Raw genomic sequence first — 24,616 nt, 5'->3', positions numbered from 1 at the left:
GAGTCGGGGCCCCGTTCCGGTGCGGAACGGGGCCCCTTCTGCTGTCCGGAGGGCCGGGTCAGCGCCACGTACGGGCGCGCAACGGCAGCCCGGAACCCCCGCCGTCCGGGGTCCGGACCGCCAGGACCTGGTTCACACCGATGCGGTTGCGCTCGAAGGCCAGCGCGGAGGCCGCCATGTACAGGCGCCACACGCGGGCCCGGCCCACCCCGGCGAGCTTGGCGGCGCGCGCCCAGTCGGCCTCCAGGTTGGCGACCCAGCGGCGCAGGGTGAGCGCGTAGTGCTCGCGGATGACCTCGACGTCGCGCACCTCCAGACCGGCGCGCTCCAACTGGGTCACGGTGGTGCCGATCGGCGCGAGTTCCCCGTCGGGGAAGACGTACGCGTCGATGAACTCGTCGATGTCGTACGCCGATTCGTCCTGCCAGGGGCGGCGGGCGATCTGGTGGTTCAGCAGCCGTCCACCGGGTCTGAGCAGGGCGAAGAGATCTCTGGCGTACTCCAGGTACCGGTCGCTGCCCACGTGTTCGGCCATGCCGATGGAGGAGATGGCGTCGTAGGGCCCGTCGGCGACGTCCCGGTAGTCCTGCACCCGGATCTCCACCTTGTCGGTGAGTCCCTCGTCCGCGACGCGCTTGCGGGCGTAGGCCGCCTGTTCCTGGGAGAGGGTCACGCCGACGACGCTGACGCCGTGCTCGCGGGCCGCGTGGATCGCCATCGAGCCCCAGCCGCAGCCGACGTCGAGGAGGCGTTGGCCCGGCGTCAGCTCCAGCTTGCGGCAGATGAGTTCGAGCTTGTCGCGCTGGGCGTCCTCCAGGGTGCCGTCCGGGGACTCCCAGTAGGCGCACGAGTAGACCATCGACGGGCCGAGGACGATCTCGTAGAAGTCGTTGCCGACGTCGTAGTGGTGGCTGATGGCGCGCTTGTCGGTCCGCTTGGTGTGCAGGTGGCCGCGACCGCGGCGGACCTCCTCCGGGGGCGGGGCGGGCGGCAGCGGGAGGCCGGCGAGCCTGACCAGGCCGCGGACGGCGGAGCGCACCTCGGGGTCGCGCAGGGCCTGGCCGAGGGTGCGGGCGTCCTCGCCGCGCTCCCACACCAGCTCGGACATCGCGTCGAGGGCCGCGTACAGGTCGCCCTCGATGCCCAGGTCGCCGGAGACCCAGGCCCGGGCCATGCCCAGTTCGCCGGGTTTCCAGAGGAGTCGGCGCAGGGCGCGGCGATTGCGTACGACCAACGTCGGCGCATCGGGCGGCCCCGCCTCGGAACCGTCCCAGGCGCGGATGCGCACCGGAAGAGGGGTTCCCAGTAGCTGTTCGAAGAGGGATTTGAGCCGCAGCGCGGCATCAGCCATGGCGCACACCTCCGTGACGCGGATCCCGGAATTGTCCATCACCACGTAAACACCGGCCAGGCCCGATCGCAGTCCTGCTTGAGCATTACGAGTAGGCAAAATAGATGTAGCGACCATGAAGGTGCCGCGCGCGGCACGCCGAAGGGGCCGCCCGCACCACGGATGGCGGACGGCCCCTTCGGGTCACTGCTGTGCACGTCTTCTTCTTGCGCGAACTTCCTGCGCGTTCTTGCTGCGCGCTCTCCTACGTCCGCTCGCGACGCCGGAGCGGACCGGAGACGGTCAGGAGGCCTTGGCCTTCTCTTCCGTCTTCGCGGCGGCGGCCGGAGCCGGCGCCGGCTTGGCGGCCTCGTAGAACTCCTCGCGGGGGTTCTCCATGGCGCCGAGCGAGACGACCTCGCGCTTGAGGAACATCGCGAGCGTCCAGTCGGCGAAGACGCGGATCTTGCGGTTCCAGGTCGGCATGGCCAGACCGTGGTAGCCGCGGTGCATGTACCACGCGAGGCGGCCCTTGACCTTGATCTTCATCTTGCCCATGACGATCATCGCGACGCCCTTGTGGAGGCCGAGGCCCGCCACCGCACCCTTGTTGGCGTGCGAGTACTCCTTCTGCGGGAAGCCCCGCATGCCGGAGATCACGTTGTCACCGAGGACCTTCGCCTGGCGCAGCGCGTGCTGAGCGTTCGGCGGGCACCAGGCGTTCTCGACGCCGGCCTTGCGGGCCGCGATGTCGGGCACCTGGGCGTTGTCGCCGGCGGCCCAGACGTAGTCGGTGCCGGTGACCTGGAGGGTCGGCTGCGCATCGACGTGACCGCGCGGGCCGAGCGGGAGGCCGAAGCGGGAGAGAACGGGGTTCGGCTTGACGCCGGCCGTCCACACGATCGTGTTGGAGTCGACCTCGAGGCCGTTCTTCAGCACGACGTGGCCGTCGACGCAGGAGTCCATCGAGGTCGAGAGGTAGATCTCGATCCCGCGGCTCTCCAGGTGCTCCTTGCCGTAGAGGCCGAGCTTGGGGCCGACCTCCGGGAGGATCTTGTCGGCGGCGTCGACGAGGACGAAGCGCATGTCCTCGCGGGAGACGTTGGTGTAGTACTTGGCCGCGTCCCGGGCCATGTCCTCGACCTCACCGATGGTCTCCGCACCGGCGAAACCGCCGCCGACGAAGACGAAGGTGAGCGCCTTGCGGCGGATCTCCTCGTCGGTGGTGGAGTCGGCCTTGTCCAGCTGCTCCAGGACGTGGTTGCGCAGGCCGATGGACTCCTCGATGCCCTTCATGCCGATGCCCTGTTCGGCGAGGCCGGGGATCGGGAAGGTGCGGGAGACCGCGCCCATCGCGATGACGAGGTAGTCGAAAGGCAGCTCGTACGCCTCGCCCACGAGGGGGGCGATCGTGGCGACCTTGCGGTCCTGGTCGATGGTGGTGACCCGGCCGGTGAGGACCTCCGCCTTGGGCAGGACGCGTCGCAGCGGGACGACGACGTGCCGAGGGGAGATGCTGCCGGCGGCGGCTTCGGGGAGGAAGGGCTGGTAGGTCATGTACGACCGGGGGTCGACGACCGTGACGGTCGCCTCGCCGTAGCGCATCTTCTTGAGAATGCGCCGAGCTGCGTACAGGCCTACGTACCCACCGCCTACTACGAGGATCCTGGGACGCTCCGTGGTGCTCATGCCATCGAGTATCCACCTGCCCCTGGGGGGTCGCTCGTGCGCCCCTTCACAAGCTTGCACAGGGGCTATGTTATCCTCCGCGACTCGCATGATCCACGGCGCGTCGGGGGTACTGAACCACGGGTCGGTTCGCCCCGTTGTCAAGGCCGTGTGAGCTGCCGCTCTGTCGCGCGGGACCCCCTGGACCACACCTCCGCGACACCCTCCCGAAACACCCGCGAATCCCTCCCGTATCACCCGGCCGAGCATGCTCCCGGCCCCGCCCGCACCCCGGAAGGGCCAACCGGGGCAGTCTCGCCGCTCAACTGGACAGAATTCCTTGTGAAGAACTTCACGAACTTTCTTACGGACACGTTCCGAAGGGGGTCCGCGAGCGCCCCTGCTTCCGCTCATACGTTATATGGGCTGCTCAGGAGTTTACTACCGGCCAGTAATAATTCGGGCTCCCGGAGAGCCCGGCCCGGCGGCGAGAACGTAGGAGCGGTCGAGGACGGCTGGAGAATCACCGTAAGGACGGCACCCCGCGAACCGAATCACCGTGCGCGGTTCCGGCTCGTGCGCGGCCACTGACCCACACCTACGCCAACAACCCTGATTCCAGGCCGAGTCGGGAATGGAGCCGGGGGTGTCGCATGTTGTGCAGCCCCGACCGGGTCCCCTCCCCCTGGGAAGAAGGCACGCCCCATGACCTCTTCGCCGAGCACCATGCGCGCCGTCCGCCTGTCCGCCCCCGGACCCGTGGAGAACCTGCGGCTGATCACGCTCCCCCTCCCTCCCGAGCGGGACGGGTGGGTGCGTATCCGGGTCGAGGCCTTCGGGCTCAACCGGTCGGAGCTCAAGCTGCGGCTGGGGGTGAGCGAGGGCGTCCGCTTCCCCCGGGTGCCGGGGATCGAGGCCACGGGGACCGTCGACTCGGCGCCGGCCGGGAGCGGGCTGGTGCGGGGGCAGAAGGTCGTCGCGATGATGGGGGACATGGGGCGGACCTACGACGGCGGGTACGCGGAGTACACGTCGGTGCCGCTGGCCCAGGTGATCCCCGTGGAGACCGAGCTGCCCTGGGAGGTGCTGGGCGCGCTGCCGGAGATGGTGCAGACCGCGTACGGCTCGCTCACCGTCGGGCTCGATCTGCGGCCGGGGCAGACCGTGCTGATCCGGGGCGGCACCTCCTCGGTGGGCCTGGCCGCCGCCGCGCTCGCCCGTCGGACCGGTGCGACGGTCCTGTCCACCACCCGCCGCCCCGACCGCCTCGCCGCGCTCACTGCGCACGGTGTCGACCACCCGCTGCTCGACACCGGCGAAGTGGCGCCCGTCGTAAGGAAGTTGTACCCGGACGGGGTCGACGCCGCCCTCGACCTGGTCGGCACCCCGACCCTGCCCGACACCCTGCGCGCGGTCCGTGTCCACGGCACGGGCTGCTTCGGCGGCAGCCTCTCCAACCAGTGGACGGTGCGGGACTTCGCCCCGAACGAGTACCTGCCGAGGGGCGTACGGCTCGCGGGCTACTTCGGCGATGCCGGCGATCTGCCCGCAGAGGTCTTCCAGGAGATCCTCGACGCGGTCGCCGCCGGTGGGCTGACCTTCCCCGTGGACCGGGTGTACGACGGCCTGGAGCAGGTGGCGCGGGCACACGACGACATGGAACACGACCGGGCCACCGGCAAGTTGGTGGTCCGCGTCCGGCACGGCGGCCCCGACCGCGATGCCGGGGGTGCGCCCTCGTCCGCCCTCGCCTAGGTCGGGAGGAGGGCGATCAGGGCGATGAACGGTCCGAGGATTCCGGGGCCGAATCCCGTCGGCCTCGCCTCAGGGCATGAGGAGAGCGCGCTCCCGCTGCATCAGGCGCCCTGCTCGCCGCCCGCCCCGGCGTCCTCCGCCGCCTTGAACGCGATCCCGTCCAGGATGTCGTGCTCGCTCACCACGACCTCGCTCGCCCCGACCCGCTCCATGATCGAGAGGAGTACGAGGGCACCCGCGCCGATGACGTCGACGCGGCCGGGGTGCATGGAGGGGATCGCGGCGCGTTCGGCGTGGGTGGAGCGGAGGAGGGACTCCGTGATCTCGCGGACCCGGTCGTAGGGGACGCGGGAGTGGTGGATGGCGTCCGTGTCGTACTCGGGGAGGTTCTGGGCGATGGCCGAGACCGTGGTGACCGAACCGGCCAGGCCGACCAGGGTGCGGGCCTCGCGGAGCGGGACCGTCTCCCCGGCGAGGTCGAGGGCGGCCTCGATGTCCGCGCGCATCGCCGCGATCTGCTCCGGGGTCGGCGGGTCGGTGACCTTGCCGTCGCGGACCAGGTGACGCTCGGTCATGCGGACGCAGCCGATGTTCACGGAGCGGCCCGCGCGGACGGCGTCGTCGCCGACCACGAACTCCGTCGAGCCGCCGCCGATGTCCACCACCAGGTAGGGCCGGGCGAGATCGTCACGGCCGCTCAGTTCCCTGGTCGCGCCGGTGAAGGAGAGTGCCGCCTCCTCGTCGCCGGAGATCACCTCGGGTTCGACGCCGAGGATGTCCATCACCCCGCGGACGAAGTCGTCGCGGTTGGAGGCGTCGCGGGAGGCCGACGTGGCGACGAAGCGGAGGCGTTCGGCGCCGAGTTCCTTGATGATCGCCGCGTAGTCACGGCAGGCCGCGAACGTGCGCTCCAGCGCCTCGGGGGCCAGCCGGCCGGTCTTGTCCACGCCCTGGCCGAGCCGGACGATCGTCATCCGCCGGTCCAGGTCGACGAGTTCACCGGTCCCGGGGTTCACGTCGGCGACGAGGAGGCGGATCGAGTTCGTACCGCAGTCGATGGCGGCGACCCGGGTCACTGGTCGCCCTCCTCCTTCGCGTCGGCGGGCTCCTCGGCGGGCATGCTCACGCACGGGCCCTTGGCCCACCACTGGGGGAGCATCGCGAGGGCCTCGTCGCCGAGCGGGTTGACGCCCGGGCCCGCGGCCAGGGAGTGGCCGACCAGCACGTGCAGGCACTTCACCCGGTCCGGCATGCCGCCCGCGCTCGGGAAGCCCTCCAGGACCTCGATGGCGTCGCGGCGCGCGATGTAGTCCTCGTGCGCGGCGCGGTACGCGGCGGCGAGTTCGGGGTCCGTCTCCAGACGGGCCGTCATCTCCTTCATCACGCCGTTCGCCTCCAGGGTGCCGATCGCCGAGGCGGCACGCGGGCACGTGAGGTAGTACGTGGTCGGGAAGGGGGTGCCGTCGGGGAGGCGGGGGGCCGTCTCCACCACGTCCGGCTGACCGCACGGGCAGCGGTGCGCGATCGCGCGCAGCCCGCGCGGCGGACGCCCGAGCTGCTGCTTGAAGGCCTCGACGTCGGCGTCGGTGGGCTCGGTGCGCGGGGTGGGCGGCGGGGGCGTTTCCATGACTGTCTTCAGGACGTCTTTCTCTGGGTCAGTTCTCGCTGGTGGTGCTCACGGGTGGTACTCACGGGTGGCACTGACTGGCGGTGCTCACCGGTCGGACGCGTCGGACTTGTCGACGCCGTCCCACACGTTCGCGTACCAGGGACGGTCGGCCGCCCCCAGCTCGGCGCGCGACTGCTTGGCCGCGTCCGGGTCGATCACGATGTAACCGGTCTCACCGGGCATCACGTAGTGCAGCCGCTGCCGGATCTGCTGCTCCGCGTACGAGTCGTCCTGCCAGCGTGCCTTGAGGTCGCGCAGCTGCTCGACGCGCTGCCGGGCCTGGTCCTGCTGCCGCTGCAGATCGGAGATCTCGGCGCGCTGGGAGACGTACTGCCTTATCGGGTACGCCAGCGCCACGATCAGGGAGCACAGGACCAGGGCGAGGAGGGCCGCCCGGCCGGTGAGCCGGGAGCGGCGGGCCTGCCGCTTGGTCTGGGAACGGTAGACACGGGCCGCCGTCTGCTCGCCGAGCAGCTTGAGCCTGGTCGCGGTGGAGAACCGGTCCCGGTCCTTCACGGCCATGTCCCGCCTCCCCTTCATACGTGCGTACGTCCCCGCACACGGTACGGGACCGGGTGCGGGGACGTACGGACGACTGGCTAAGGCTTAGCCCGGGTTGGTTCAGCCCTTGAAGCGCGGGAAGGCGCTGCGGCCCGCGTACTCGGCCGCGTCGTCGAGGATCTCCTCGATGCGCAGGAGCTGGTTGTACTTGGCGACGCGGTCCGAGCGGGCCGGGGCGCCGGTCTTGATCTGGCCGCAGTTCACCGCGACGGCGAGGTCGGCGATGGTGACGTCCTCGGTCTCGCCGGAGCGGTGGGACATCATGCACTTGAAGCCGTTGCGCTGGGCCATCTCGACGGCGTCCAGCGTCTCGGTCAGCGAGCCGATCTGGTTCACCTTGACGAGCAGGGCGTTGGCGGTGCCCTCCTCGATGCCGCGGGCGAGGCGCTCGGGGTTGGTGACGAAGAGGTCGTCGCCGACGATCTGGACCTTCTCGCCGATGCGGTCGGTGATGACCTTCCAGCCGGCCCAGTCGTCCTCGTACAGCGGGTCCTCGATGGAGACGAGCGGGTACGCGGAGACGAGCTCCTCGTAGTACTCGGTCATCTCGGCGGCCGAGCGGGACTTGCCCTCGAACTCGTACGTGCCGTCCTTGTAGAACTCGGACGCGGCGACGTCGAGCGCGAGCGCGATCTGCTCGCCGGGGACGTAACCGGCCTGCTTGATGGCCTCGATGATGAGGTCGAGGGCGGCGCGGTTGGACTCCAGGTTCGGGGCGAAGCCGCCCTCGTCGCCGAGGCCGGTGGACAGGCCCTTGGTCTTCAGCACCTTCTTGAGGGTGTGGTAGACCTCGGCGCCCCAGCGCAGCGCCTCGGAGAAGGACTCCGCGCCGATCGGGGCGATCATGAACTCCTGGATGTCCACGTTCGAGTCGGCGTGCGAGCCGCCGTTCAGGATGTTCATCATCGGAACGGGCAGCAGGTGCGCGTTCGGACCGCCGAGGTAGCGGAAGAGGGGGAGGTCGCTGGCCTCGGACGCGGCGTGCGCGACGGCGAGGGAGACGCCGAGGATGGCGTTGGCGCCGAGCGAGCCCTTGTTGTCGGTGGCGTCCAGGTCGAACATGGCCTGGTCGATCAGGCGCTGCTCGGTGGCGTCGTAGCCGACCAGCTCCGGGCCGATCTGCTCGATGACGGCGAGGACGGCCTTCTCGACACCCTTGCCGCCGTAGCGGTTGGGGTCGCCGTCACGCAGCTCGATGGCTTCGAAGGCACCCGTGGAGGCGCCGGACGGAACGGCGGCACGACCCGTGCTGCCGTCGTCGAGGCCGACCTCGACCTCGACCGTGGGGTTGCCTCGGGAGTCCAGGATTTCCCGGGCTACGACGACGTCGATGGACGGCACGAGCATCTCCTTCTTGGGATCTGACGCGGCTACGGCAGTACCGCAGCGGCTCTGCGAGACGAGCCTAACCGGCTCCGGGCGATTGGCCATCCGGTCGGCCGCCTGATGGACAGAACCGAGAGTAAATTGTTTCCGAACGGAACAAAAAGTCCCGGCAAGCGGCGGGCGGCCGGCCGGGCACGGCCCGCCGGGGACGTGAAAAAGCCCCGCCCCGGTGCGTACGGGGGAACACGCACCGGGGCGGGGAGCCCGTGGGGGACGGGGGTGACCCTCACGGGGTCTTCATGATGGACACCACGGCTGTGAGGGGACTGTGGTTCGGCTACGAGCCGCGTAGGTCACTTCAGGTGGAGCTGCTGGCCCGGGAAGATGACGTCGGCGTCGTCGATGATGTCCTTGTTCAGCTTGAACAGCTGCTGCCAGCCGCCCTTCACCTTGTGCTTCTCGGCGATGGAGCTGAGGGTGTCGCCCTTGACGACCTTGTACTCGCCGTCGCCCTTCTTGACCTTCTTGCCGGTCGGGGTGGTGACGGTCTTCTTGGCCGCCGGGCGCTCGGCGGAGCGGGAGGCGGTCGTGTCACTGCTGGAGCGCTCGCTGGTGGAGCTGCCGCTCGACGAGCTGCCGCTGTTCGAGCTGCTGGAGCCGGAGGAGCTGCCGCCCGAGTAGGTGGCGCTCGACAGGCCGGTGCCGCAGGTGGGCCAGGCGCCCTTGCCCTGGGCCGCGAGGACCTTCTCGCCGATGGCTATCTGCTGGGCCTTGGTGGCCAGGTTCGCGGTGGAGGCGTAGGCGGTGCCGCCGTACGCGGCCCACGTCGAGGCGGAGAACTGGATACCGCCGTAGTAGCCGTTGCCGGTGTTGATGGACCAGTTGCCGCCGGACTCGCACTGGGCGACCGCGTCCCACTCGGAGGCGGTGGCGGCGGAGGCGCTGCCGCTCGCCATCAGCGGGGCGGCGATGGCGACACCGGTGACACCGGCGAGCGTGGCGACACGGGTGGCCTTGGAAGGACGACGGTGCTTGCCCTTGCTGGAAAACAGCATGCGGAGATCCCCTCACCGACGCCTGCGAGGTGAGCTGTCGGGTTCGGGCCGTGTGAGTTGCCCGGCCGCGCGCCTCCCGGCGCACGACTTCACCCCAAGCCGCACCCGGCATCAACTGCCGGGCCCGGCACTTACCTTGGGTCCCCCGCTCCTGCCTACGGCGCTTGACGCGACGACTGTTCCCGGAGGCCGCTGGCAGGACTCGGCGTGTGCGGCAGCCGGGGCTCGTGGTGACGAGCGGCCTTGACCGTAGACAGAGAATCCGCGGGATTTCAAAGACGATCAGGGCTTCTGAGACTCATCCCACACTTTCACCAAACCGGACATTCGCCGCGAAGCGTGACGTGAACTCCCGCTGTTTTCCTGCTACTTTCCGCCCGTTTCCGCCCCGACGTCCAGCGTCTGACCGGCGGCGATCCGGGTCGGGTCGGCGCCGATCAGCTTCCTGTTCTCGGCGTACAGCGCACGCCATCCGCCGTCGAGGCCAAGGGAGTCGGCGATGGACGCGAGGGAGTCGCCGGCGCGGACGGTGTACGTCTGCGGCGTCACGCTCTCCTCGGCGCTCGCCCCGCGGTGCTTCCCGACGGTCTGCTGCTCGGCCGCGTTGCCCGTGCCGTCGAGCGCGCCGGTGTCGACGAGGCTCGACTTGCTCGCCGCCTGGGCCGAGTTGTCCGATTCGTCGAGTTTTGGAGAGGCCTCGACCGGGTCGCCACTCTTCGAAGGGCTGGCGGACTTGTCGGACTTGGCGGGGTTGTTCGACTTGTCCGTCGCGGTGGGCGAGGGGCTCGCCGAGGAGTCGGACGAACCCGAGGAACCCGAAGAACCCGCGGCCGACGAATCCGTGGTGCCCGAGTCGGACAACCCGGACGAAGCGGAAGTGCCCGAGGAATCGGAGGAGTCGGAGTCGCCGCCGGAGTCCGTCGCACCGGCCGACGGGGAGTCGCTCGCGACACCCGTGTCGACGTCCGTCGAACCCGAGTCCGCGGTGAGACCGGAGAGCAGCGCACAGGTGAGCCAGGGGGTGGTGCCCTCGGCGTCGAGGATCTTCTCGGCGACGGCTATCTGCTGGGAGCGGCTGGCCAGGTCGGGGCTCGGGGCGTACGCGAGGCCGCCGTACTTGTCCCAGTCGTCCAGGGACATCTGCAGGCCGCCGTAGTAGGCGTTGCCACTGTTCTCGCTCCAGGAGCCGCCGCTCTCGCAGTTGGCCACCTTGTCCCAGGTGGTGCCGTCGGCCGCGTTCGCGGAGGCGGCGCCGAGCAGCGGGATCGCGATGGCGGAGCCGGTCACCCCGGCCGCGACGAGGAGAGCCGGAGCCTGGCGGGGGCGACGGTGACGACCGTTCCCGGAGAGCATGCGGAGACCTTTCGCGTGACAGCGGGGGACCGCGCGGCGGAGGGGGTCGAGCTCGAACAGGTCGCCGCGCTGGTAGGTGAACGTATCCACAGTCGATCACTTGTCACAAGTTAATGCCACGGAGATCACGTGAAGATCACAGAGTTGAAGAAGTGTCACTTTCGGGTTTAGCGGGCGGGATCAGGGGGTTGAGGGGGCCGGACGACGGGGCGGCGGGCCGGGTCCGAGAGGGGGTCACGCGGTCCGGCCGGCCGTTCGGGAGCGCTCCGGGGTGAACTCCACCGGCAGCGTGCGCAGTCCGCGCATGATGAGGCCGCCGCGCCAGCGCAAGTCGGCTGGATCTCCCGCGAGTTGGAGGTCCGGGAGGCGGGTGAGGAGGGTGGCCAACGCGGTCTGCCCCTCCAGGCGGGCGAGCGGGGCGCCGAGGCAGTAGTGGATGCCGTGGCCGTAGCCGAGGTGTTGATTGTCACGCCGTCCGAGATCGAGGACGTCCGGGTCGGCGAACCGCTCGGGATCGCGGTCCGCGGCGGCGAGCACGACCAGCACCGGGTCGCCGGCCGCGATGTCCTTCCCGCCGAGGGTGAGCGGCCGGGTGGCGAACCGCCAGGTGGCCAGCTCCACCGGGCCGTCGTAGCGCAGGAGTTCCTCCACACCGGTCTCCAGGAGGCCCCGCTCCCCCGCCGCCAGGGACTTCTCCAGGAGAGCGCGCTGCTCGGGGTGGGTGAGGAGTGCGTAGGTGCCGTTGCCGATGAGGTTGACCGTCGTCTCGAACCCGGCGAACAACAGGATGAAGGCCATCGCCGCGGCCTCGTTCTCGGTGAGGTGCTCGCCCTGGTCGGAGGCACGGATGAGACCGGAGAGGAGGTCTTCGGAGGGGGCGGAGTCGGAGTCGGGGAAGTCGGCGAGGTCCTCGCGCTTGCGGTGGATGAGGTCGGCGAGGTAGGCGCGCATCTTCTTGACGGACCGGGCCACTCCGCCGCGCGGGCCACCGCCGTGACGGATCATCATGCCCGCCCAGTCACGGAAGTCGTCCTGGTCCTCGCGGGGCACGCCGAGGAGATCGCAGATGGCGTAAATGGGAAGCGGGAACGCGAAGTCGTGGATGAGATCGGCGGAGCCGTCCGCGGCGAACCGGTCGATCAGGTCGTCCGTCAACTCCTGCACCCTGGGCGCGAATTCGGCCACCCGGCGGGGCGTGAACGCCTTGCTGACCAGCCGTCGCAGCCGTGTGTGGTCCGGCGGGTCGATGTTGAGCAGATGCGTCATCAGCTCGGCCTTGCGCTCCCCGGGGATACCGGTCTTGCCCTTGGCGTGCGCCGGTTCGTCGTGGTGCGCGGGGTTCTTGGAGAGCCGGGGGTCGGCGAGCGCCTGCCTGGCATCGGCGTAACGGGTGACCAGCCAGGCCTCCACCCCGCTGGGCAGCCGCGTCCTGTGCACCGGCTCGTGCTCACGGAGCCAGGCGTAGGCGGGGTAAGGGTCGGTGGCGAACTCCCAGGTGAAGAGTTCGGGGGCGGGGTGGTGGGGGTGCGGCTGGTCTGTCACTCCTTGACGGTATCCGGGGCACCGGGGCGCCCGGCCACGGCCTTCCGGGCGGCGGGGTGTCCCATGACGGCGGCCTTGCGGTACCAGACACCGGCCTCTTCGCCGTCACCCTGTTCTTCGAGGAGGACGGCGAGGCGGTAGGCGGCGTAGGGGTCGTCGGCCGCGTAGCCCTTTTCGTAGTCCTTGCGAGCTTCGTCCAGACGTCCCAGCTTTTCCAGCACGACGCCATGGTGGGTGTTGTCCAACGGGTAGGTGTCAGAGACCGAGAAATAGCCTTCGGCACTGGCCAAACCCTCTGTCTCACCCTCCATGTCGAGCAGCAGCCCTGCGGCCGCATCGTCGCCTGCTGCCGCCGCCCGCTCCAGCCAAACACGAGCGATCTCAGGCGCGTTGGCCAGCAGGTGGTACACCCCCGCGCTTCTGGCGGCCCCGGCGTACCCCTGTTGCTCAGCCGTCAGATAGCAGTCGTCCGCCCCGTCGGCGTCACCGTCAGCCAGAAGGAGATCCCCCAGGCAATGAGCAGCCTCCGGGTTCCCCGACTTCTTCGCCGCTTCGAACCACACGGCCGCCCGGTCCCGGAGCAGCTTGCCCAGCAGGGTGGCCGCCTCGTGGTCTCCGGCTTCCGCAGCCGACTCCAGGAACGATTCCGCCTCCCGGCTCTCCCCCCGCTCCACGAGCAACCGCCCAAGGCGCCCCGCGGACTCGGTCCATCCCGCCTCCGCCGCCCGCCGGAACCAGGACTCGGCCTTCTCCCCTTCTCCCAGACTCTCGTCGAGCAGGCCCAGGGCGTGCATGGCCGACCCGTCCCCCGCCTCGGCCTCCTTCGCATACGCGGCCCGCGCCCCGGCGACGACACTCTCCACGTCGTACGCCGACGGGTCCGCCCGCGCCGCCTCCACCGCCTGACCCCACACCCACCCGGCGACGGCCGGAAACCCGTCGTCCTGCTCGGCGGTGTGCACGAAGTACGGCAGCACGTTCCCGAAGGGGCCCGCCTCCCGGTCGCTCCGCTCCGCCGCGCGCACGGCGTACGGCAGCACGTCCTCGAAGGGTCTCGGCTCCCTGTCGCTGCACCGCAGCATGCGCAGCGACCCGTACCGTCTGCGCCCCGCCCACTCCCAGGCATCGTCCAGGGACTCCCGTTCGAGACCCGCGATGCCGTACCCGTCGTGGACCGTCACCAGCAGGTCGCGCGGCAGCGGTCCCGTCAGTCCGCACCGGGCCAGGTCCACCGCCGCCCGCACCAGCGCGTGGGCGCGCGGGTGCCGCTGGGGGTTCCGGGCGCGCCGCCAGTCGTTCCAGAGGCGGTGGCCGATGGCGAGGTACGTGGCGACTCCCACCGTGCCGCTCTCGCGGACCGCCTCGGTGAGCCGGGGGTCCCCTGTCCGCTCGGCACGCTCCAGTTCGGCGGGTGACCAGGTCCGGGGAAGTTCGACGAGCTGGGCCAGGTCCAGCAGGCGCCCCTGCGCGGACGTCCCGACGCATTTGTCGTAGGCCTCGTCCCGCATCGTCGCGAGTACGACGGCCTCCAACGCGCTCAGCTGGGCCAGCAGCCGTGGTTCCAGGCCACGCCCCCCGAGATGTCCGTCGAGGTCGTCGAGCCAGACGACACACCGCTCCGCCCGGCCGCGCAGCAGCGCGGGCAGCTCGCGCAGGTCCTCGTCCCGCGCGGGAGCGAACACCCGGTGGTCCGGGAGCACTTGGGCCATCGCGGCGAGCGCGGCACGCGACTTCCCGACGTACGCCTGCCCGAGCACCACGACCAGGCCGCTCTCCGAACGGGCCTGCTCCACGGCCGAGTTGACCGCACCGTCCTGGTCCCGCCGCACGTACGGCGGCAGCACCGGCAGTCCCCTCACCCGCCGGGTCGGCCGGACTCCGTGTGTGAGCGGCTCGACGTCCTTCGCCAACAGCCAGTCCAGCGCGGGCGGTTGAGCGCTGTCCGGTGCCGGGGCTGCGTAGGAGTTGTGCACGGTCTGGACGCCGATGACCTGCCCGTGGAAGGTGCCCTCGCGGAAGTCCAGCAGGTCTCCGGACTCGGGTGCGCGCAGCGGAGTCGGGTCCGGCCGGTCCAACTCGTCGACGATGGCGCGCAGTTCATCGGCCGCCTGAGCGCCGGGCGGGCCGGGCGAACCGGTTCGACCGAGGGGACCGAGCGGACCGGGCGCCGCGAGGATTGCCTCGCGCAGACGATCGCGCCAGAGCTCCGTTCTCCACGCGTTGTCCTCGGTCGCGGGGTCCGCGGCCGCGAGTTCCACGGCGAAGCCGTCCAGCCCGTGCCGTTCGAACCAGCGCACGAACTCGTCCCGCCCTCGGACCCCGTCGGGAGTGCCCGGCAACCCCACCAACAGCTCGGCCGCCGCACCGGCCAGCCGCTCCAACTCCCGGTCGTCCACGCGCTCCCCCACCCCCGAAACCGTCCCTGTCCCAACGGTACTGAGCCGACGCTCCCGTCACAGCCCGGAGCCGCGCCCTTCCACCCCCCGGATCGCGTCCCGATAGGCCCGCCCCGCCGCCCGCAACGCCGCCTCCGGATCGACTCCGGCCGCCTCGGCCCGTACGGCCAGCGCCAGCAACTCGTACCCGATGCCGTCCCCCGCGGGCAGCGGCACGTCAAGTCCCGCCGTACGCACGCGTGATGCCAGCTTCGACGCGAGGGCCAGGCCGGGCTGGCCCATGGGGATGCCTTCGGTGACGGAGGTGCGCCGCTTCTCCTCCGCCTTGGTCCGCAGCCAATGGGCCTTCACCTCCTCGGGGGTCGACGCCGTCTCGTCGCCGAAGACGTGCGGGTGGCGGTGGATGAGCTTGGTGACGATGCCGGCGGCCACGTCGTCGACGGAGAAGGGGGTGTCGGGGTCCTCCTCGGCGATGCGGGCGTGGAAGACGACCTGGAGGAGGACGTCGCCCAGCTCCTCGCGCAGTTCGTCGCGGTCGCCCTCCTCGATCGCCTCGACGAGTTCGTACGCCTCCTCGATGCCGTACTTCGCCAGGCCCTTGTGCGTCTGCTGCGACGACCAGGGGCACTCGGCGCGGATGCGGTCCATGACCTGGACGAGGTCGAGGAGGCGGGCGCCGGGAAGGTCGTAGGAGGCGGGGAGCAGTTCCAGCTCCGGCATCTGGACGCGGCCCGAACCGGCGAGGCGGGCCAGGCCGTCGGTGAGGGCGGGCTCGCCCTCGCCCGTGGCGACGACCACCACCGTGGCGCCGTCCGCGCAGGCCGCGACCAGTTCCTCGGCGGTCGGGGACGCCTCGACGACGGTTATCCCGGCCTCGACCAGATACGGCAGGTGCGGGTGCGCGCCGTCCGCGCACAGCACCTGGTCCGCGTCGCGCAGCGCCTGCCACGCGGGCCAGGACAGCAGGCCGGGGGCGACGCGGTGGCTGGTGGTGAGCAGGACGATGCGGCCGGGGGTGGGGACCGGGGTGCCCTCGGGGGCGGGGCTGGTTGCGTTCACCCACCGAACGTAACCCACGCCGCCGACAGCCCCGGAGTTGTCCACAGGCCCGCCGTGCGCCGGCCCACTGTTGTCCACAGGCCGGCCCGCGACCCCGGCCGCCCACCGGACCGCGGAGCCCCAAGGCCCCGGAGCCCCAGCGCCCGGGAGCCGCCGTACCGTTACGCCGACTGCTGCGTCTGCTTCGCCGTGACCTCGCGTACCCACGGTGTCTTGGCGTCCACCCGGCTGCTCTTCTCCACGTCCCACGTGCCGTAGCGCGGGTTGAGGTCGACGTGGAGTTCCTTGGAGGCGGTGGAGAGAGCCTTCCAGAAGGCGGGCTGGGTGGTGTCGGTGCCGAGTTTCGCGGCGAGCTTGCGGCCCTCGACCTGGAGGCGGAGGTTCTCGTCGAGGCGCTGCGGAGGGACGCCGTACTGGGCGAGCCAGGTCGCCTCCAGGGCCTTGGAGCCGCCCGCCTGCTGGGCGAGGCCGGCCCGCATGTCCTGGATGTCCTTGCGGGTGACGACGACCCCGGCGTCCTGCGCGGCGCGGTGGACGACCTGGTCGAAGACCATGCCGTAGAGCGTCTCGCGGGTGAGGCCGCCGGTGGTGGCGACGGCCCGCTCGTACTGCGCCTCGTTCTGGACGGACGCCCGCTGGGCCGTGCGCACCTCGTTGACCCGGTTCTGCAGCTGCGCGACGGTGATGCGCTGGCCGCCCACGACGGCCGCGGCACCTGGGTGCGCATCGTTTCCGCAGGCGGTCAGGGCGGGGGCCGCGGCGGCGATCACGGCGGTGAGGACGAGCGCGGTGCGACGGCGGCGGGGCAAGGGAACCTCCCGTTGGAGATTGTGCGACGGTGCACAAAGTCTTGCGGTGATCGATGGTAGGCAGTGGGTCGGCTGTGGCCAACCCATTCGACCAACGATTCACCAGGACTTCGGGCACCGCCGCGCCCTCGCGGGCTCCGCGGGCCGCTCCGCGGTCAGCCGGTGATGGCGACCGGGGCGTCCCAGGCGTCGCGGTCCACGGTGATCGTGTAACCGCCGCGCGTCTCCTTGCTGTTGACCATGTACTGGTGCGCGCGGCTGTGGTTGGTGAACTGGGTGGAGCCCCACGGCCAGTCCGAGGTGGTGGTGTACGTCTTGTCCCACAGCGCGTACCAGAGGTTGCCCGGCAGGTCCGTCTTGTCGGTCGCGGTCGCGATGGCCTTGGCGCTGGAGCTGCTGAAGCCGTAGTAACCGGTGCGGTAGATCTTGGCGCGCAGCTCCTTGTCGAAGGCGCGCACGTACGTCAGCACGGCGTTGTTGCAGGCCTTGTTCGTGATGTCGTACGGCTCCATGTCCAGGTAGATCGGACTGCCGGCCTTGATCCCGAGCGCCTTGGCCTTGGTCACCGCGTCGTCCGCCTCGGACTTGCCGACGGCCGCGGCGGTGGAGGCGCTGATCTTCACCGCGCCGCCGGAGCCGCAGGACGGCTGCGAGCCGACGTAGAGCGGGATGAACTTCCAGCCGACCGTGGTGAGGGAGGTGACCCAGGAGGCGGTGAGGTTGGGCTGGGCGCAGCCGCGGTTCCTGCCGCCGATGTAGACGGCGGCGGCACCGTAGGCGCCGTCGGTGTGCCAGGCCTTCATCGCGGCGAGGGAGGGTGCGGCGCAGGTGTCGAAGGCGCGGCCGGTGTAGGTCTTCTGGGCGGGCCAGGCGGTGGCGGCCATCGAGGTCTGCGCGGCGATGCCGCCACCCGCGACGACGGCGGCACCGGTGACGCCCCAGGTGATGTATCTGCGCTTCCTGGACTGCCGATGGCTGGACATGGAAAAACCCCACCCCTGGTGTGTATGTGCTCGAAATCGCCCGCTACGCGCGCGTGCCGGGCAAATCTAGCTGACGTGTCCACCAGGGCCTGTCCGGCGGATCAGGTCGCGGGACATCGACGCGGCAGATGCGCGTGCCCAGGCCACGCGTCCGCGACAGGATCCGCCGGACCGGCTAGCCCCGCACCTGCCCCAGCCACTGCAGCGTCCGCCGGATGTCCGCCGCGAGCGGGTGCCCGGGGCCCTGCCTGCGTTCGACGTCGATCAGGAGGCGGGCGAGGGTCTCGTGGGCCGCGCCGCGGTCGCCGAGGGCGAGCAGCAGGTGGCCCACGCGGCGGCGGACCTCATGGGCGAGTTCGGGGTCGCCGGCGACGTACTGGTTCTCGTAGTACGGCAGCAGCGCGCGGTACTCCGTGAGGGCCGCCGCCGGGTCGCCGAGCGATTCCAGGCACTGGGCGACCTCGTAGCGGTAGCGCAGGGACTGCGGGTCGGACGGGCCCGCCTCGGCGGCGCGTTCGTCGGCGAGCCGGCGCAGTTCGGGCAGCGCGCGCCGGTACTGGCCGTCGTCCATGAGCGTCGCCGCGTACTGCTTGCGCAGGGTGCGGACGACCGGGGAGCGCGCGCCGTGCTGCTCCGCGGCGGCGGGCAGGATCGCGCCCAGGATGTCGACGGCCTGCGTGATCCGGCCCTCCCCGAGCAGCCGCTTGACCTCGTCGACGGCGGCGGCGACATCGCGCTTCTCGGCGGCGGGCGGGGCCGGCGGGGCGGGCTGCGGCGCGGGGGTGCGGGCGCGGTCCGGCCAGGGGGCGTGCGGGCGCAGGAACGGGCGGGTGGGGTCGAGCGGCGCCCCGGTGGGCATCCCGCGCGCGGGCAGCAGCAGTGCGAGGTCCTCGTAGACCTCCTGCGCGGAGGCGGGCCGGTGCTGCGCGTCCTTGGCGAGCAGGCGCAGGACGAGCGCCTCGAGCGGCTCGGGGACCTCGGGGCGGACACGGCGGACGGGGACCGGCGGCTCGTACAGGTGCCGGTGCAGGACGCCGAGCGCCGTGGAGCCCGCGAACGGCACTTCACCGCTGAGGAGTTCGTGCAGCAGCACACCGAGCGCGTACAGGTCGGTGTACGGGCCGACCGCGCCGCCCATCGCCTGTTCGGGCGCCATGTAGGCGGGCGATCCGATGGGGGTGCCGGTGTGCGTGAGGCGGGTGGTGTCGGCGTCCATGACGGAGGCGACGCCCAGGTCGAGGACGGTGACCGTGCCGTCCTGCTTCACCATCACGTTGCGCGGCTTCAGGTCGCGGTGGACGATCGGCACGGCGTGCACGGCGCTCAGCACGGCGCACAGCTGGGCCGCGACCGCGACCGCCCACTGCCACGGGTACGGGTCCTGCTCGGCGAGGTGGTCGGAGAGGTCGGCGCCGTCGATGTACTGCATGACGAGGAACAGCTCCTCGCCCTCGCTGCCCGCGTCGTGCACCGTGACCAGCCCGGGGTGGTCGACCTGGGCGGTCACCCGGCACTCGCGCACGAAGCGGCGGCGCAGCTCGTCGGCCTCCTGGCCCGCCACCTTGTCGGGGCGCAGCAGCTTCACCGCCACGCGCCGGTCCAGCCGCCGGTCGTAGGCCGTCCAGACCTGGCCCATGCCGCCCTGCCCGATGAGCGTGGAGAGTTCGTACCGGTCGGCGACGACACGCCCTGCCGTCACGGTCACCTGCCGCCCTCGTCGTGCTTGCGGAGGTAGTCACTCAGCTCGTCGAGCTCGGCCCGCACCTGGTCGATCCGGGCGGGCGTGGGGCGCTGCCCCGGCGGCGGGGTGTGCGGCGGCTGCGGCACGGGCGTGTGGGGCATCGGGGGCGGGGTGTGCGGCTGCGGCACGGGCGTGTGCGGCATCGGCGGCGGGGTGTGCTGCGGAACCGTCGTCCCCATGTACGGCGCCGGAGGCCGCCCGGGCTGCGGGTAGCCGTACGCCGCCGGCGGGCGCCCGCCGTAGCCGTCCTGCCTGAGCTGCTGGTAGTGGCGTATCTCCGCCGCCAGGTAGTACACGATCGACGCCACCAGGGTGCCCAGGAGCAGGGTGAGGCCCAGATAGCCGCCCCCGGTGTGGACGTCGTCGCCGGGCTCGGAGCCGAGCAGCACGATGCTGAGCACGTCCGCCGCGAGCGCCGCCACGAGCAGTCCCCAGTCCAGGGACTTGCGGGTCACGATGGCCAGCCGCAGGAGCATCGTCCAGGCCAGGAACCCGATGGAGAACACCGAGAGCCCCACGAGCAGCACGCGCACGAGGACCAGCGCCCCGGTGGGCGGCGGCGGCTGCGCCGGCTGCGGGTGGCCGTGGCCTTGCATGGCTGCTCCTGGTGCCTTCGGAGGGCGTACGGTGCCGCGACCGCCGTCGGCCCGGGCGCGGTTCGGCGTGCGTCCGGCGCGCGGGCAACAGCGGTCGTGCGACTGTCGCTTCGAGCGTATAGGCCGACACGGACAACCGGTCCCGGGTTGTACCGAACCGTTGTCGTGCTGATCACTTCGTACGACATCGCAGGTGCGGTCGGGTGCGCTCGGGCGGGCGCGGAGCGGGGCCTTCCGGGACGAGGCGGGCAAGCGGGGCGGGCGGTCCCTCCGGGGCGGGCGGTCTCCTTGGGGCAGGCGGTCTCCCTGGGGCGGGCGGTGTCCCTGGGGCTCGTTTCAGTCGGGGGTGACCGTGCCGTCCGTCAGGCCGTCGAACATCCCGCGCACGAGCTGCTCGCCGAGCCGGCCCGTCTGCCGCAGCGCCCGCTCGAAGTCCTCCAGGGCCCGGAACCGGGCGCCGTAGCGCCGCTGTTCGTCCAGGGGGAGCCGCGGCAGCTGGAGCCTGCGGACGTCGAGGCGGGTCGCCGTCGAGGCGTAGCTGCTGGCCTGGCGGTTGTTGGCCGTGCCGCGCAGGAAGCCGGCGAGGAACCACGGGTCCAGTGCCGCCGGATCGGGCCGCAGCAGCACCAGGCTGCGCCCCAGGACGGCGCCCGCGGTCGTGTCGTCGATCACGCGCGCCATGGAACCGCCGCCGAGCACCGGGACGACGACATCGCCCGGCTCCGTGAGGACGGCTTCCTCGTCGCTCTCGGGGAGGAGGCCGGAAGGAGCCGTTCCGGCGAGGACGTCGTGGTCGGTGAGAACGGGCACACGCGCGTGGCCGCCGTTTCCGCCGGTACGCATCACCAGGGCGCCCCCGCGCGCGAGTTCCCCGATCGTGGTGAGCGGCCAGCGTGTGGGCCGTGCGGGACCGGTGACATGGTCCACGGGCGGTGGGGTGAGGTCGGCGGTCAGCCGGAGCGTCTCACCGAGCCGCTCCCGCACGGCCGTCAGCTCGTCGGCGCCGTCGGCCGCGGTGGCGGGCGGGAGGTGGCGGGCCGGTGCCAGGTCGACGTCGTCGTCGAGGAGTTCGATGACCGGCACGGAACGCGCGAGCCCCGGCTCGTCGTCCAGCCGCCCCGCCCGGTCGAACGCCCGCCAGGCGTCCAGCACCGCGCCCCGCACCGCCTGCCAGTCCGGCCCGCCCCGCCCCTCGGTGGCGAACCGCCCGGTGTCCACCAACAGCACCTCCGGCTGCCCGAGCACCCGCTCCGGCCGCCGCAGCACCCACAGGTGCAGCGGGATGTTGTACGGCGGCGCGGCCCCGATCGGCAGCGCCACGACCGCCTTCAGCGCCCCGCGCCGCAACAGGTCGGCCCGGATCCGCCGGCCGGAACGCCGGGACGCCGCGGCCGGCGGCATCAGCAGCACGGCGGTGCCGCTGTCCGCCAGCCGGGCCAACGCGTGCTGCACCCAGGCCAGTTCGGATTCGTTGCGCGCCGGGAAGCCGTACTCCCAGCGGGGGTCGTAGGCGAGTTCGTCGTGCCCCCAGTTCCGCTCGTTGAACGGCGGATGGCACAGGACGACGTCGGCCCGCAGCTCCGGGTACGCGTCGGCGCGCAGCGTGTCCCCTGCCGTACCGCGCACGGCGGCCTGCGCGTGCAGGGCGAGCCGGAGCGCGGTGAGCGCGGCGAGGTCGGGGGCGCTGTCCTGGGCGTACAGCTGCTGGTCGGGGCCGGGGGCGACGGCACCCAACAGGGTTCCGGTGCCGCACGCCGGGTCGAGCACGGTACGGGCCGGGCCCCCCAACTCGGCCATGAGACCGGCGAGTTCGGGCGGGGTGAGCGTGTACTGCCGCGGGTTCGCGTCGAGATGCCGCCCGAGCAGGAACTCGAACGTCTCCCGTGCGCCCAGCTCGGCGGCGAGACCGGCGACACCGCGGAGGAGCGGGACGGTGGGGAGGAGTTGCGGGCCGGTGGGGGTGGGGACGGCGGGGGTGGAGACGGTGGGATGGGGAGGAGTGAGCGGAGTGAGGGGGACGGGCGGAGCGAGGGGGGCGCCGGGAGTGAGGGGGGGCGTGTGAACGGTGGCGGTGCTGTGCGCGGCCGGGGGCGTGTTCACAGCGGGTGCGGTGTTCACAGGATCCGAGGCTGTCGGCGTTACCGAGGGTGTCGGTGCCGTCGGGTCGGCCGGAGTGTTCACAGAGCCGGACGCCGAATCCGGTGAGTTCACAGCCCCAGCCGCGTCGACCTCCCGCCCGCCGTGAACACCGCGCCCACGCCCACGCGCCGCACCGAAGCGCGGCACGATCACCCCCTCCAACGCGCCCGGCAGCACCGCCGCCATCCGCTCGTCGGAACCGGCGCTCGCGTCCAGCCAGACGGTGGGCCGTTCCTGGATGAGCAGGAGGGCGCAGCCGGCGTACACCAGCGCGGTGACCGGGCCCTCGGGGTGGCCGACGAGCTGCTGCAAGACCCGTTCCCGCAGCGGGACTTCGGCGAGTTTCCCCTGTTCACGCAGCCAGGACTCGACATCCGCGAGGGCGAAGGAGGGGCTGGTCTCGGTGCCGCCGACCGGCTTGGGGAAGTCGGCGTGGCGGCGGCGCCAGTTGCTGACGGCGGCACGGCCGACGCCCGCGAGCCGCGCGATACCGGCGGCGGTCACCTCTGTCGCGTTGTCCTGCACCCGCCCCACTCCCCTCGCCGTACCGACCTCATCGCGCCGACTTCTTCGCGCCGGCTTTCTTCGCACCCGAGCGCACCCGAGCGCACCTGCCGTCCGCCTGCGACGCCGAGCATACCGACGCGAACAAGATCTACCCCTTCACGGCCGTGTACACACTCAGTTCCGTTAATTGTGTTGACTCGGTTCACAGCCTCTGGTCTTATTGACCCGTCGAACAAACGACCGTCGGCCGTCGGGGGAGGCGGTCGCCGCATCGGGGAGGGGACAACCATGGGGATGGCAGGCAGGCTCACGCTGAGCGCCGTCGTGGGGGTCGTCGTCATCGGGGTCGTGTCGGCGAACGCCAACACCAATGCCCGGGGCGCCAGTTCGGCCGGCGGCACCGAGGGCTCTTCGGCTTCCGCCTCCGCCGGACGCAAGGCCACCGGCACGCATGACCCTGGCACGAAGAACCCCGGCATGAATGACCTCGACGCGAATGATCCAGGCCCGCCCCAGGGCCACCCGCAGAAGAAGGTCTCGCTCGACGGGGACGGCGACTTCCGGGTCGGCAGGGACATCGAGCCCGGTACCTACCGCTCCCGCGGCAACACCGACGGTCTGTGTCACTGGGCGCGGGCCGAGAACGCCTCGGGCGACACCGACTCACCGCGGGCCGACGACCATGTGCGCGGCACGGGTTACGTCACCGTCGAGGCCACCGACAGGGTCTTCACGTCCAGCGGCTGCAAGGCCTGGGAGGCCGTCGACGCGAAGGCCCAGGGCTCCCCAGCCGCCCCGGCCACCCCCGCCACCCCCACCCGGATGAGCGGCGACGGCGGCATGTACAAGGTCGGCGTCGACATCGCCCCCGGCACCTACACGTCCACTGGCAACACGGACGACGGCTGCCACTGGGAGCGCGCGAGGGACGCCGAACACGGGCCGCACTCGGTCCTCGCCGCCGCCGACGTGACCGGCACGGCCGTCGTCACGATCAGCACCCGGGACGCCTACTTCACGACGGCCGGCTGCCAGGACTGGACGAAGACGGCCTGATCTTCGGGTCACCGCGACCCGTCACGAACCACCCCGCCGCAAACCGCCCCGCCAAGCCACGCCCGCCGCACCCCCGGCGACCCTCGCCACCGCTCCCCCACCGGCCCACCGCCGCCCGCCCGCCTCTCAGCACCGCCACCGCCACCGCCACCGCCACGTCGGCAGGACCGGCGCTCCGTCCGCCTGCCCGACGGCGCCTCGCGCCACCGCGTTCAGACCTCGCACCTCACCTGCTCGTACCTCTCACCTCTCACCTCATCACCAAGGAACCGTCATGCGCCGTACCGCACTTGCCGCTCTCTGTCTCACCACCGTGGCCGCCGCGGGACTCTCCGGGTGTCTGCCCGGCGAGGACAAGGCGGACAGCAAGCCGAAGGGCCCGTTCGCCGGGCTGACCGGCAGCGAGATCGCCGACCGGTCCATGACCGCCACCACCGGCGCCTCGTCGCTGCGGTTGAAGGGCAACGTGCCCGACGACGAGAGCGGCGGCACGATCATGATCGACATGGCCCTGAACAAGAAGGGCGATTGCGCCGGCACGATGGGCATGGGCGGCAAGGGCAAGGCCGACATGATCAAGAGCGGCGACACCATCTACATGAAGTACGACGAGGCGTTCCTGCGGGCGCAGAGCGACGGCGAGTCGAAGGCGGACACCGACGCGGTCGTCGCCATGATGGCCGGGAAGTGGACCAAGATGTCCGCGAAGGGCAAGGACGCCAAGGACATCGCGAGCTTCTGCGATCTGAACTCGATGCTCGGCAGCGCCAAGGACGACAACTCCGGTGCCACGCGCGGCAGGACGACCACCGTCGACGGTGTCCCGGCGATCACCGTGCGCGAGAAGGACGGCAAGGACTCCTACACGCTGTACGTGGCGACCGAGGGCAAGCCGTACGCGCTGCGCATCGACAGCGTGTCCGCCAAGGACCCCGGGACGCTCACCTTCAGCGAGTACGAGAAGCCGGTGCTCGCGGAGAAGCCGGCGGGGAAGATCCTGGACCTGGACAAGCTGGGCAGCTGATCCAGCTCAACAGGCCTGTGGCTGCGGCACGTTCGCTCCCCGAACGC

At 71.5% G+C, this 24,616-nt stretch carries 19 protein-coding genes and 1 riboswitch; of the genes, 3 read left to right on the top strand and 16 right to left on the bottom strand.

Annotated elements, in window-relative coordinates:
* Nucleotides 1–58: 58 nt before the first annotated feature.
* Together ACIPTO_RS08165 and ACIPTO_RS08160 are read right to left on the bottom strand one after the other, a co-directional pair.
* A complete protein-coding gene (locus ACIPTO_RS08165; RefSeq protein WP_366316567.1) occupies nucleotides 59–1,351 on the bottom strand; it encodes a cyclopropane-fatty-acyl-phospholipid synthase family protein in 1,293 nt (430 codons plus the stop codon).
* A gap of 282 nt (nucleotides 1,352–1,633) precedes the next feature.
* Nucleotides 1,634–3,019, bottom strand: coding sequence for an NAD(P)/FAD-dependent oxidoreductase (locus tag ACIPTO_RS08160; protein ID WP_366316569.1), 1,386 nt, complete (start codon nucleotides 3,017–3,019; stop codon nucleotides 1,634–1,636).
* 684 nt (nucleotides 3,020–3,703) lie between these two features.
* Between ACIPTO_RS08160 and ACIPTO_RS08155 the strand changes: the two genes are divergently transcribed.
* Complete coding sequence (locus ACIPTO_RS08155; RefSeq protein WP_401190196.1) at nucleotides 3,704–4,753, top strand: zinc-binding dehydrogenase; 1,050 nt, start codon at nucleotides 3,704–3,706, stop codon at nucleotides 4,751–4,753.
* Nucleotides 4,754–4,854: 101 nt separating this feature from the next.
* Here the strand turns inward: ACIPTO_RS08155 and ACIPTO_RS08150 are convergent, their stop codons facing one another.
* From ACIPTO_RS08150 to ACIPTO_RS08085, 14 genes are all read right to left on the bottom strand, one after another.
* The gene (locus ACIPTO_RS08150; protein ID WP_401190195.1) at nucleotides 4,855–5,829 is read right to left on the bottom strand and encodes an exopolyphosphatase; all 975 of its coding nucleotides are present in this window, start codon (nucleotides 5,827–5,829) and stop codon (nucleotides 4,855–4,857) included.
* On the bottom strand, nucleotides 5,826–6,380 hold the full coding sequence (locus ACIPTO_RS08145; RefSeq protein WP_401190194.1) for a DUF501 domain-containing protein: 555 nt from the start codon (nucleotides 6,378–6,380) through the stop codon (nucleotides 5,826–5,828). The genes ACIPTO_RS08150 and ACIPTO_RS08145 overlap by 4 nt, the downstream gene beginning before the upstream one ends.
* Before the next feature lie 87 nt (nucleotides 6,381–6,467).
* A complete protein-coding gene (locus ACIPTO_RS08140) occupies nucleotides 6,468–6,944 on the bottom strand; it encodes a septum formation initiator family protein (RefSeq protein WP_366316577.1) in 477 nt (158 codons plus the stop codon).
* A gap of 99 nt (nucleotides 6,945–7,043) precedes the next feature.
* A complete protein-coding gene (gene eno, locus ACIPTO_RS08135; RefSeq protein WP_366316579.1) occupies nucleotides 7,044–8,330 on the bottom strand; it encodes a phosphopyruvate hydratase in 1,287 nt (428 codons plus the stop codon).
* 332 nt (nucleotides 8,331–8,662) lie between these two features.
* On the bottom strand, nucleotides 8,663–9,364 hold the full coding sequence (locus ACIPTO_RS08130) for a transglycosylase family protein (RefSeq protein ID WP_401190193.1): 702 nt from the start codon (nucleotides 9,362–9,364) through the stop codon (nucleotides 8,663–8,665).
* A 4-nt stretch (nucleotides 9,365–9,368) separates the two neighbouring features.
* Nucleotides 9,369–9,537: riboswitch (cyclic di-AMP (ydaO/yuaA leader) on the bottom strand.
* A gap of 193 nt (nucleotides 9,538–9,730) precedes the next feature.
* Complete coding sequence (locus ACIPTO_RS08125; protein WP_401190837.1) at nucleotides 9,731–10,717, bottom strand: transglycosylase family protein; 987 nt, start codon at nucleotides 10,715–10,717, stop codon at nucleotides 9,731–9,733.
* Between the two features lie 234 nt (nucleotides 10,718–10,951).
* A complete protein-coding gene (locus ACIPTO_RS08120) occupies nucleotides 10,952–12,259 on the bottom strand; it encodes a cytochrome P450 (protein WP_401190192.1) in 1,308 nt (435 codons plus the stop codon).
* Nucleotides 12,256–14,667, bottom strand: a complete 2,412-nt coding sequence (locus ACIPTO_RS08115; protein ID WP_401190191.1) for a hypothetical protein — start codon at nucleotides 14,665–14,667, stop codon at nucleotides 12,256–12,258. The genes ACIPTO_RS08120 and ACIPTO_RS08115 overlap by 4 nt, the downstream gene beginning before the upstream one ends.
* A 45-nt stretch (nucleotides 14,668–14,712) precedes the next feature.
* Nucleotides 14,713–15,714 (bottom strand): nucleoside triphosphate pyrophosphohydrolase, encoded by a 1,002-nt coding sequence (locus ACIPTO_RS08110; protein ID WP_401190190.1) that lies wholly within the window; start codon nucleotides 15,712–15,714, stop codon nucleotides 14,713–14,715.
* Nucleotides 15,715–15,875: 161 nt separating this feature from the next.
* Nucleotides 15,876–16,523: a SurA N-terminal domain-containing protein gene (locus ACIPTO_RS08105; RefSeq protein ID WP_366316589.1), complete on the bottom strand. Its 648-nt coding sequence runs from the start codon at nucleotides 16,521–16,523 to the stop codon at nucleotides 15,876–15,878.
* A gap of 155 nt (nucleotides 16,524–16,678) precedes the next feature.
* On the bottom strand, nucleotides 16,679–17,506 hold the full coding sequence (locus ACIPTO_RS08100; protein ID WP_366316591.1) for a glycoside hydrolase domain-containing protein: 828 nt from the start codon (nucleotides 17,504–17,506) through the stop codon (nucleotides 16,679–16,681).
* Nucleotides 17,507–17,681: 175 nt separating this feature from the next.
* A complete protein-coding gene (locus tag ACIPTO_RS08095) occupies nucleotides 17,682–19,211 on the bottom strand; it encodes a protein kinase (protein ID WP_401190189.1) in 1,530 nt (509 codons plus the stop codon).
* A complete protein-coding gene (locus ACIPTO_RS08090; RefSeq protein ID WP_366316595.1) occupies nucleotides 19,208–19,843 on the bottom strand; it encodes a hypothetical protein in 636 nt (211 codons plus the stop codon). Before ACIPTO_RS08090 ends, ACIPTO_RS08095 begins: the two co-directional genes overlap by 4 nt.
* A 336-nt stretch (nucleotides 19,844–20,179) precedes the next feature.
* Nucleotides 20,180–22,507: an N-6 DNA methylase gene (locus ACIPTO_RS08085; protein ID WP_401190188.1), complete on the bottom strand. Its 2,328-nt coding sequence runs from the start codon at nucleotides 22,505–22,507 to the stop codon at nucleotides 20,180–20,182.
* Nucleotides 22,508–22,783: 276 nt separating this feature from the next.
* On the opposite strand from ACIPTO_RS08085, the gene ACIPTO_RS08080 reads away from it, so the two are divergent.
* Together ACIPTO_RS08080 and ACIPTO_RS08075 are read left to right on the top strand one after the other, a co-directional pair.
* Nucleotides 22,784–23,545 (top strand): hypothetical protein, encoded by a 762-nt coding sequence (locus tag ACIPTO_RS08080; RefSeq protein ID WP_401190187.1) that lies wholly within the window; start codon nucleotides 22,784–22,786, stop codon nucleotides 23,543–23,545.
* Between the two features lie 274 nt (nucleotides 23,546–23,819).
* Nucleotides 23,820–24,569: a hypothetical protein gene (locus ACIPTO_RS08075; RefSeq protein WP_401190186.1), complete on the top strand. Its 750-nt coding sequence runs from the start codon at nucleotides 23,820–23,822 to the stop codon at nucleotides 24,567–24,569.
* Nucleotides 24,570–24,616 lie beyond the last annotated feature (47 nt).

Origin of the sequence: Streptomyces sp. NPDC090083 (genome assembly GCF_044747445.1) — a bacterium.
Lineage (GTDB): Bacteria > Actinomycetota > Actinomycetes > Streptomycetales > Streptomycetaceae > Streptomyces.
This window is presented reverse-complemented; position numbering and strand designations above follow the sequence as displayed.

What these genes read in the sequence shown, in the direction of transcription:
- ACIPTO_RS08165 (WP_366316567.1), bottom strand. Translation starts at nt 1,351, where the DNA reads ATGGCTGATGCCGCGCTGCGGCTCAAATCCCTCTTCGAACAGCTACTG.
- ACIPTO_RS08160 (WP_366316569.1), bottom strand. Translation starts at nt 3,019, where the DNA reads ATGAGCACCACGGAGCGTCCCAGGATCCTCGTAGTAGGCGGTGGGTAC.
- ACIPTO_RS08155 (WP_401190196.1), top strand. Translation starts at nt 3,704, where the DNA reads ATGACCTCTTCGCCGAGCACCATGCGCGCCGTCCGCCTGTCCGCCCCC.
- ACIPTO_RS08145 (WP_401190194.1), bottom strand. Translation starts at nt 6,380, where the DNA reads ATGGAAACGCCCCCGCCGCCCACCCCGCGCACCGAGCCCACCGACGCC.
- ACIPTO_RS08140 (WP_366316577.1), bottom strand. Translation starts at nt 6,944, where the DNA reads ATGGCCGTGAAGGACCGGGACCGGTTCTCCACCGCGACCAGGCTCAAG.
- eno (WP_366316579.1), bottom strand. Translation starts at nt 8,330, where the DNA reads ATGCTCGTGCCGTCCATCGACGTCGTCGTAGCCCGGGAAATCCTGGAC.
- ACIPTO_RS08130 (WP_401190193.1), bottom strand. Translation starts at nt 9,364, where the DNA reads ATGCTGTTTTCCAGCAAGGGCAAGCACCGTCGTCCTTCCAAGGCCACC.
- ACIPTO_RS08125 (WP_401190837.1), bottom strand. Translation starts at nt 10,717, where the DNA reads ATGCTCTCCGGGAACGGTCGTCACCGTCGCCCCCGCCAGGCTCCGGCT.
- ACIPTO_RS08100 (WP_366316591.1), bottom strand. Translation starts at nt 17,506, where the DNA reads ATGTCCAGCCATCGGCAGTCCAGGAAGCGCAGATACATCACCTGGGGC.
- ACIPTO_RS08090 (WP_366316595.1), bottom strand. Translation starts at nt 19,843, where the DNA reads ATGCAAGGCCACGGCCACCCGCAGCCGGCGCAGCCGCCGCCGCCCACC.
- ACIPTO_RS08080 (WP_401190187.1), top strand. Translation starts at nt 22,784, where the DNA reads ATGGCAGGCAGGCTCACGCTGAGCGCCGTCGTGGGGGTCGTCGTCATC.
- ACIPTO_RS08075 (WP_401190186.1), top strand. Translation starts at nt 23,820, where the DNA reads ATGCGCCGTACCGCACTTGCCGCTCTCTGTCTCACCACCGTGGCCGCC.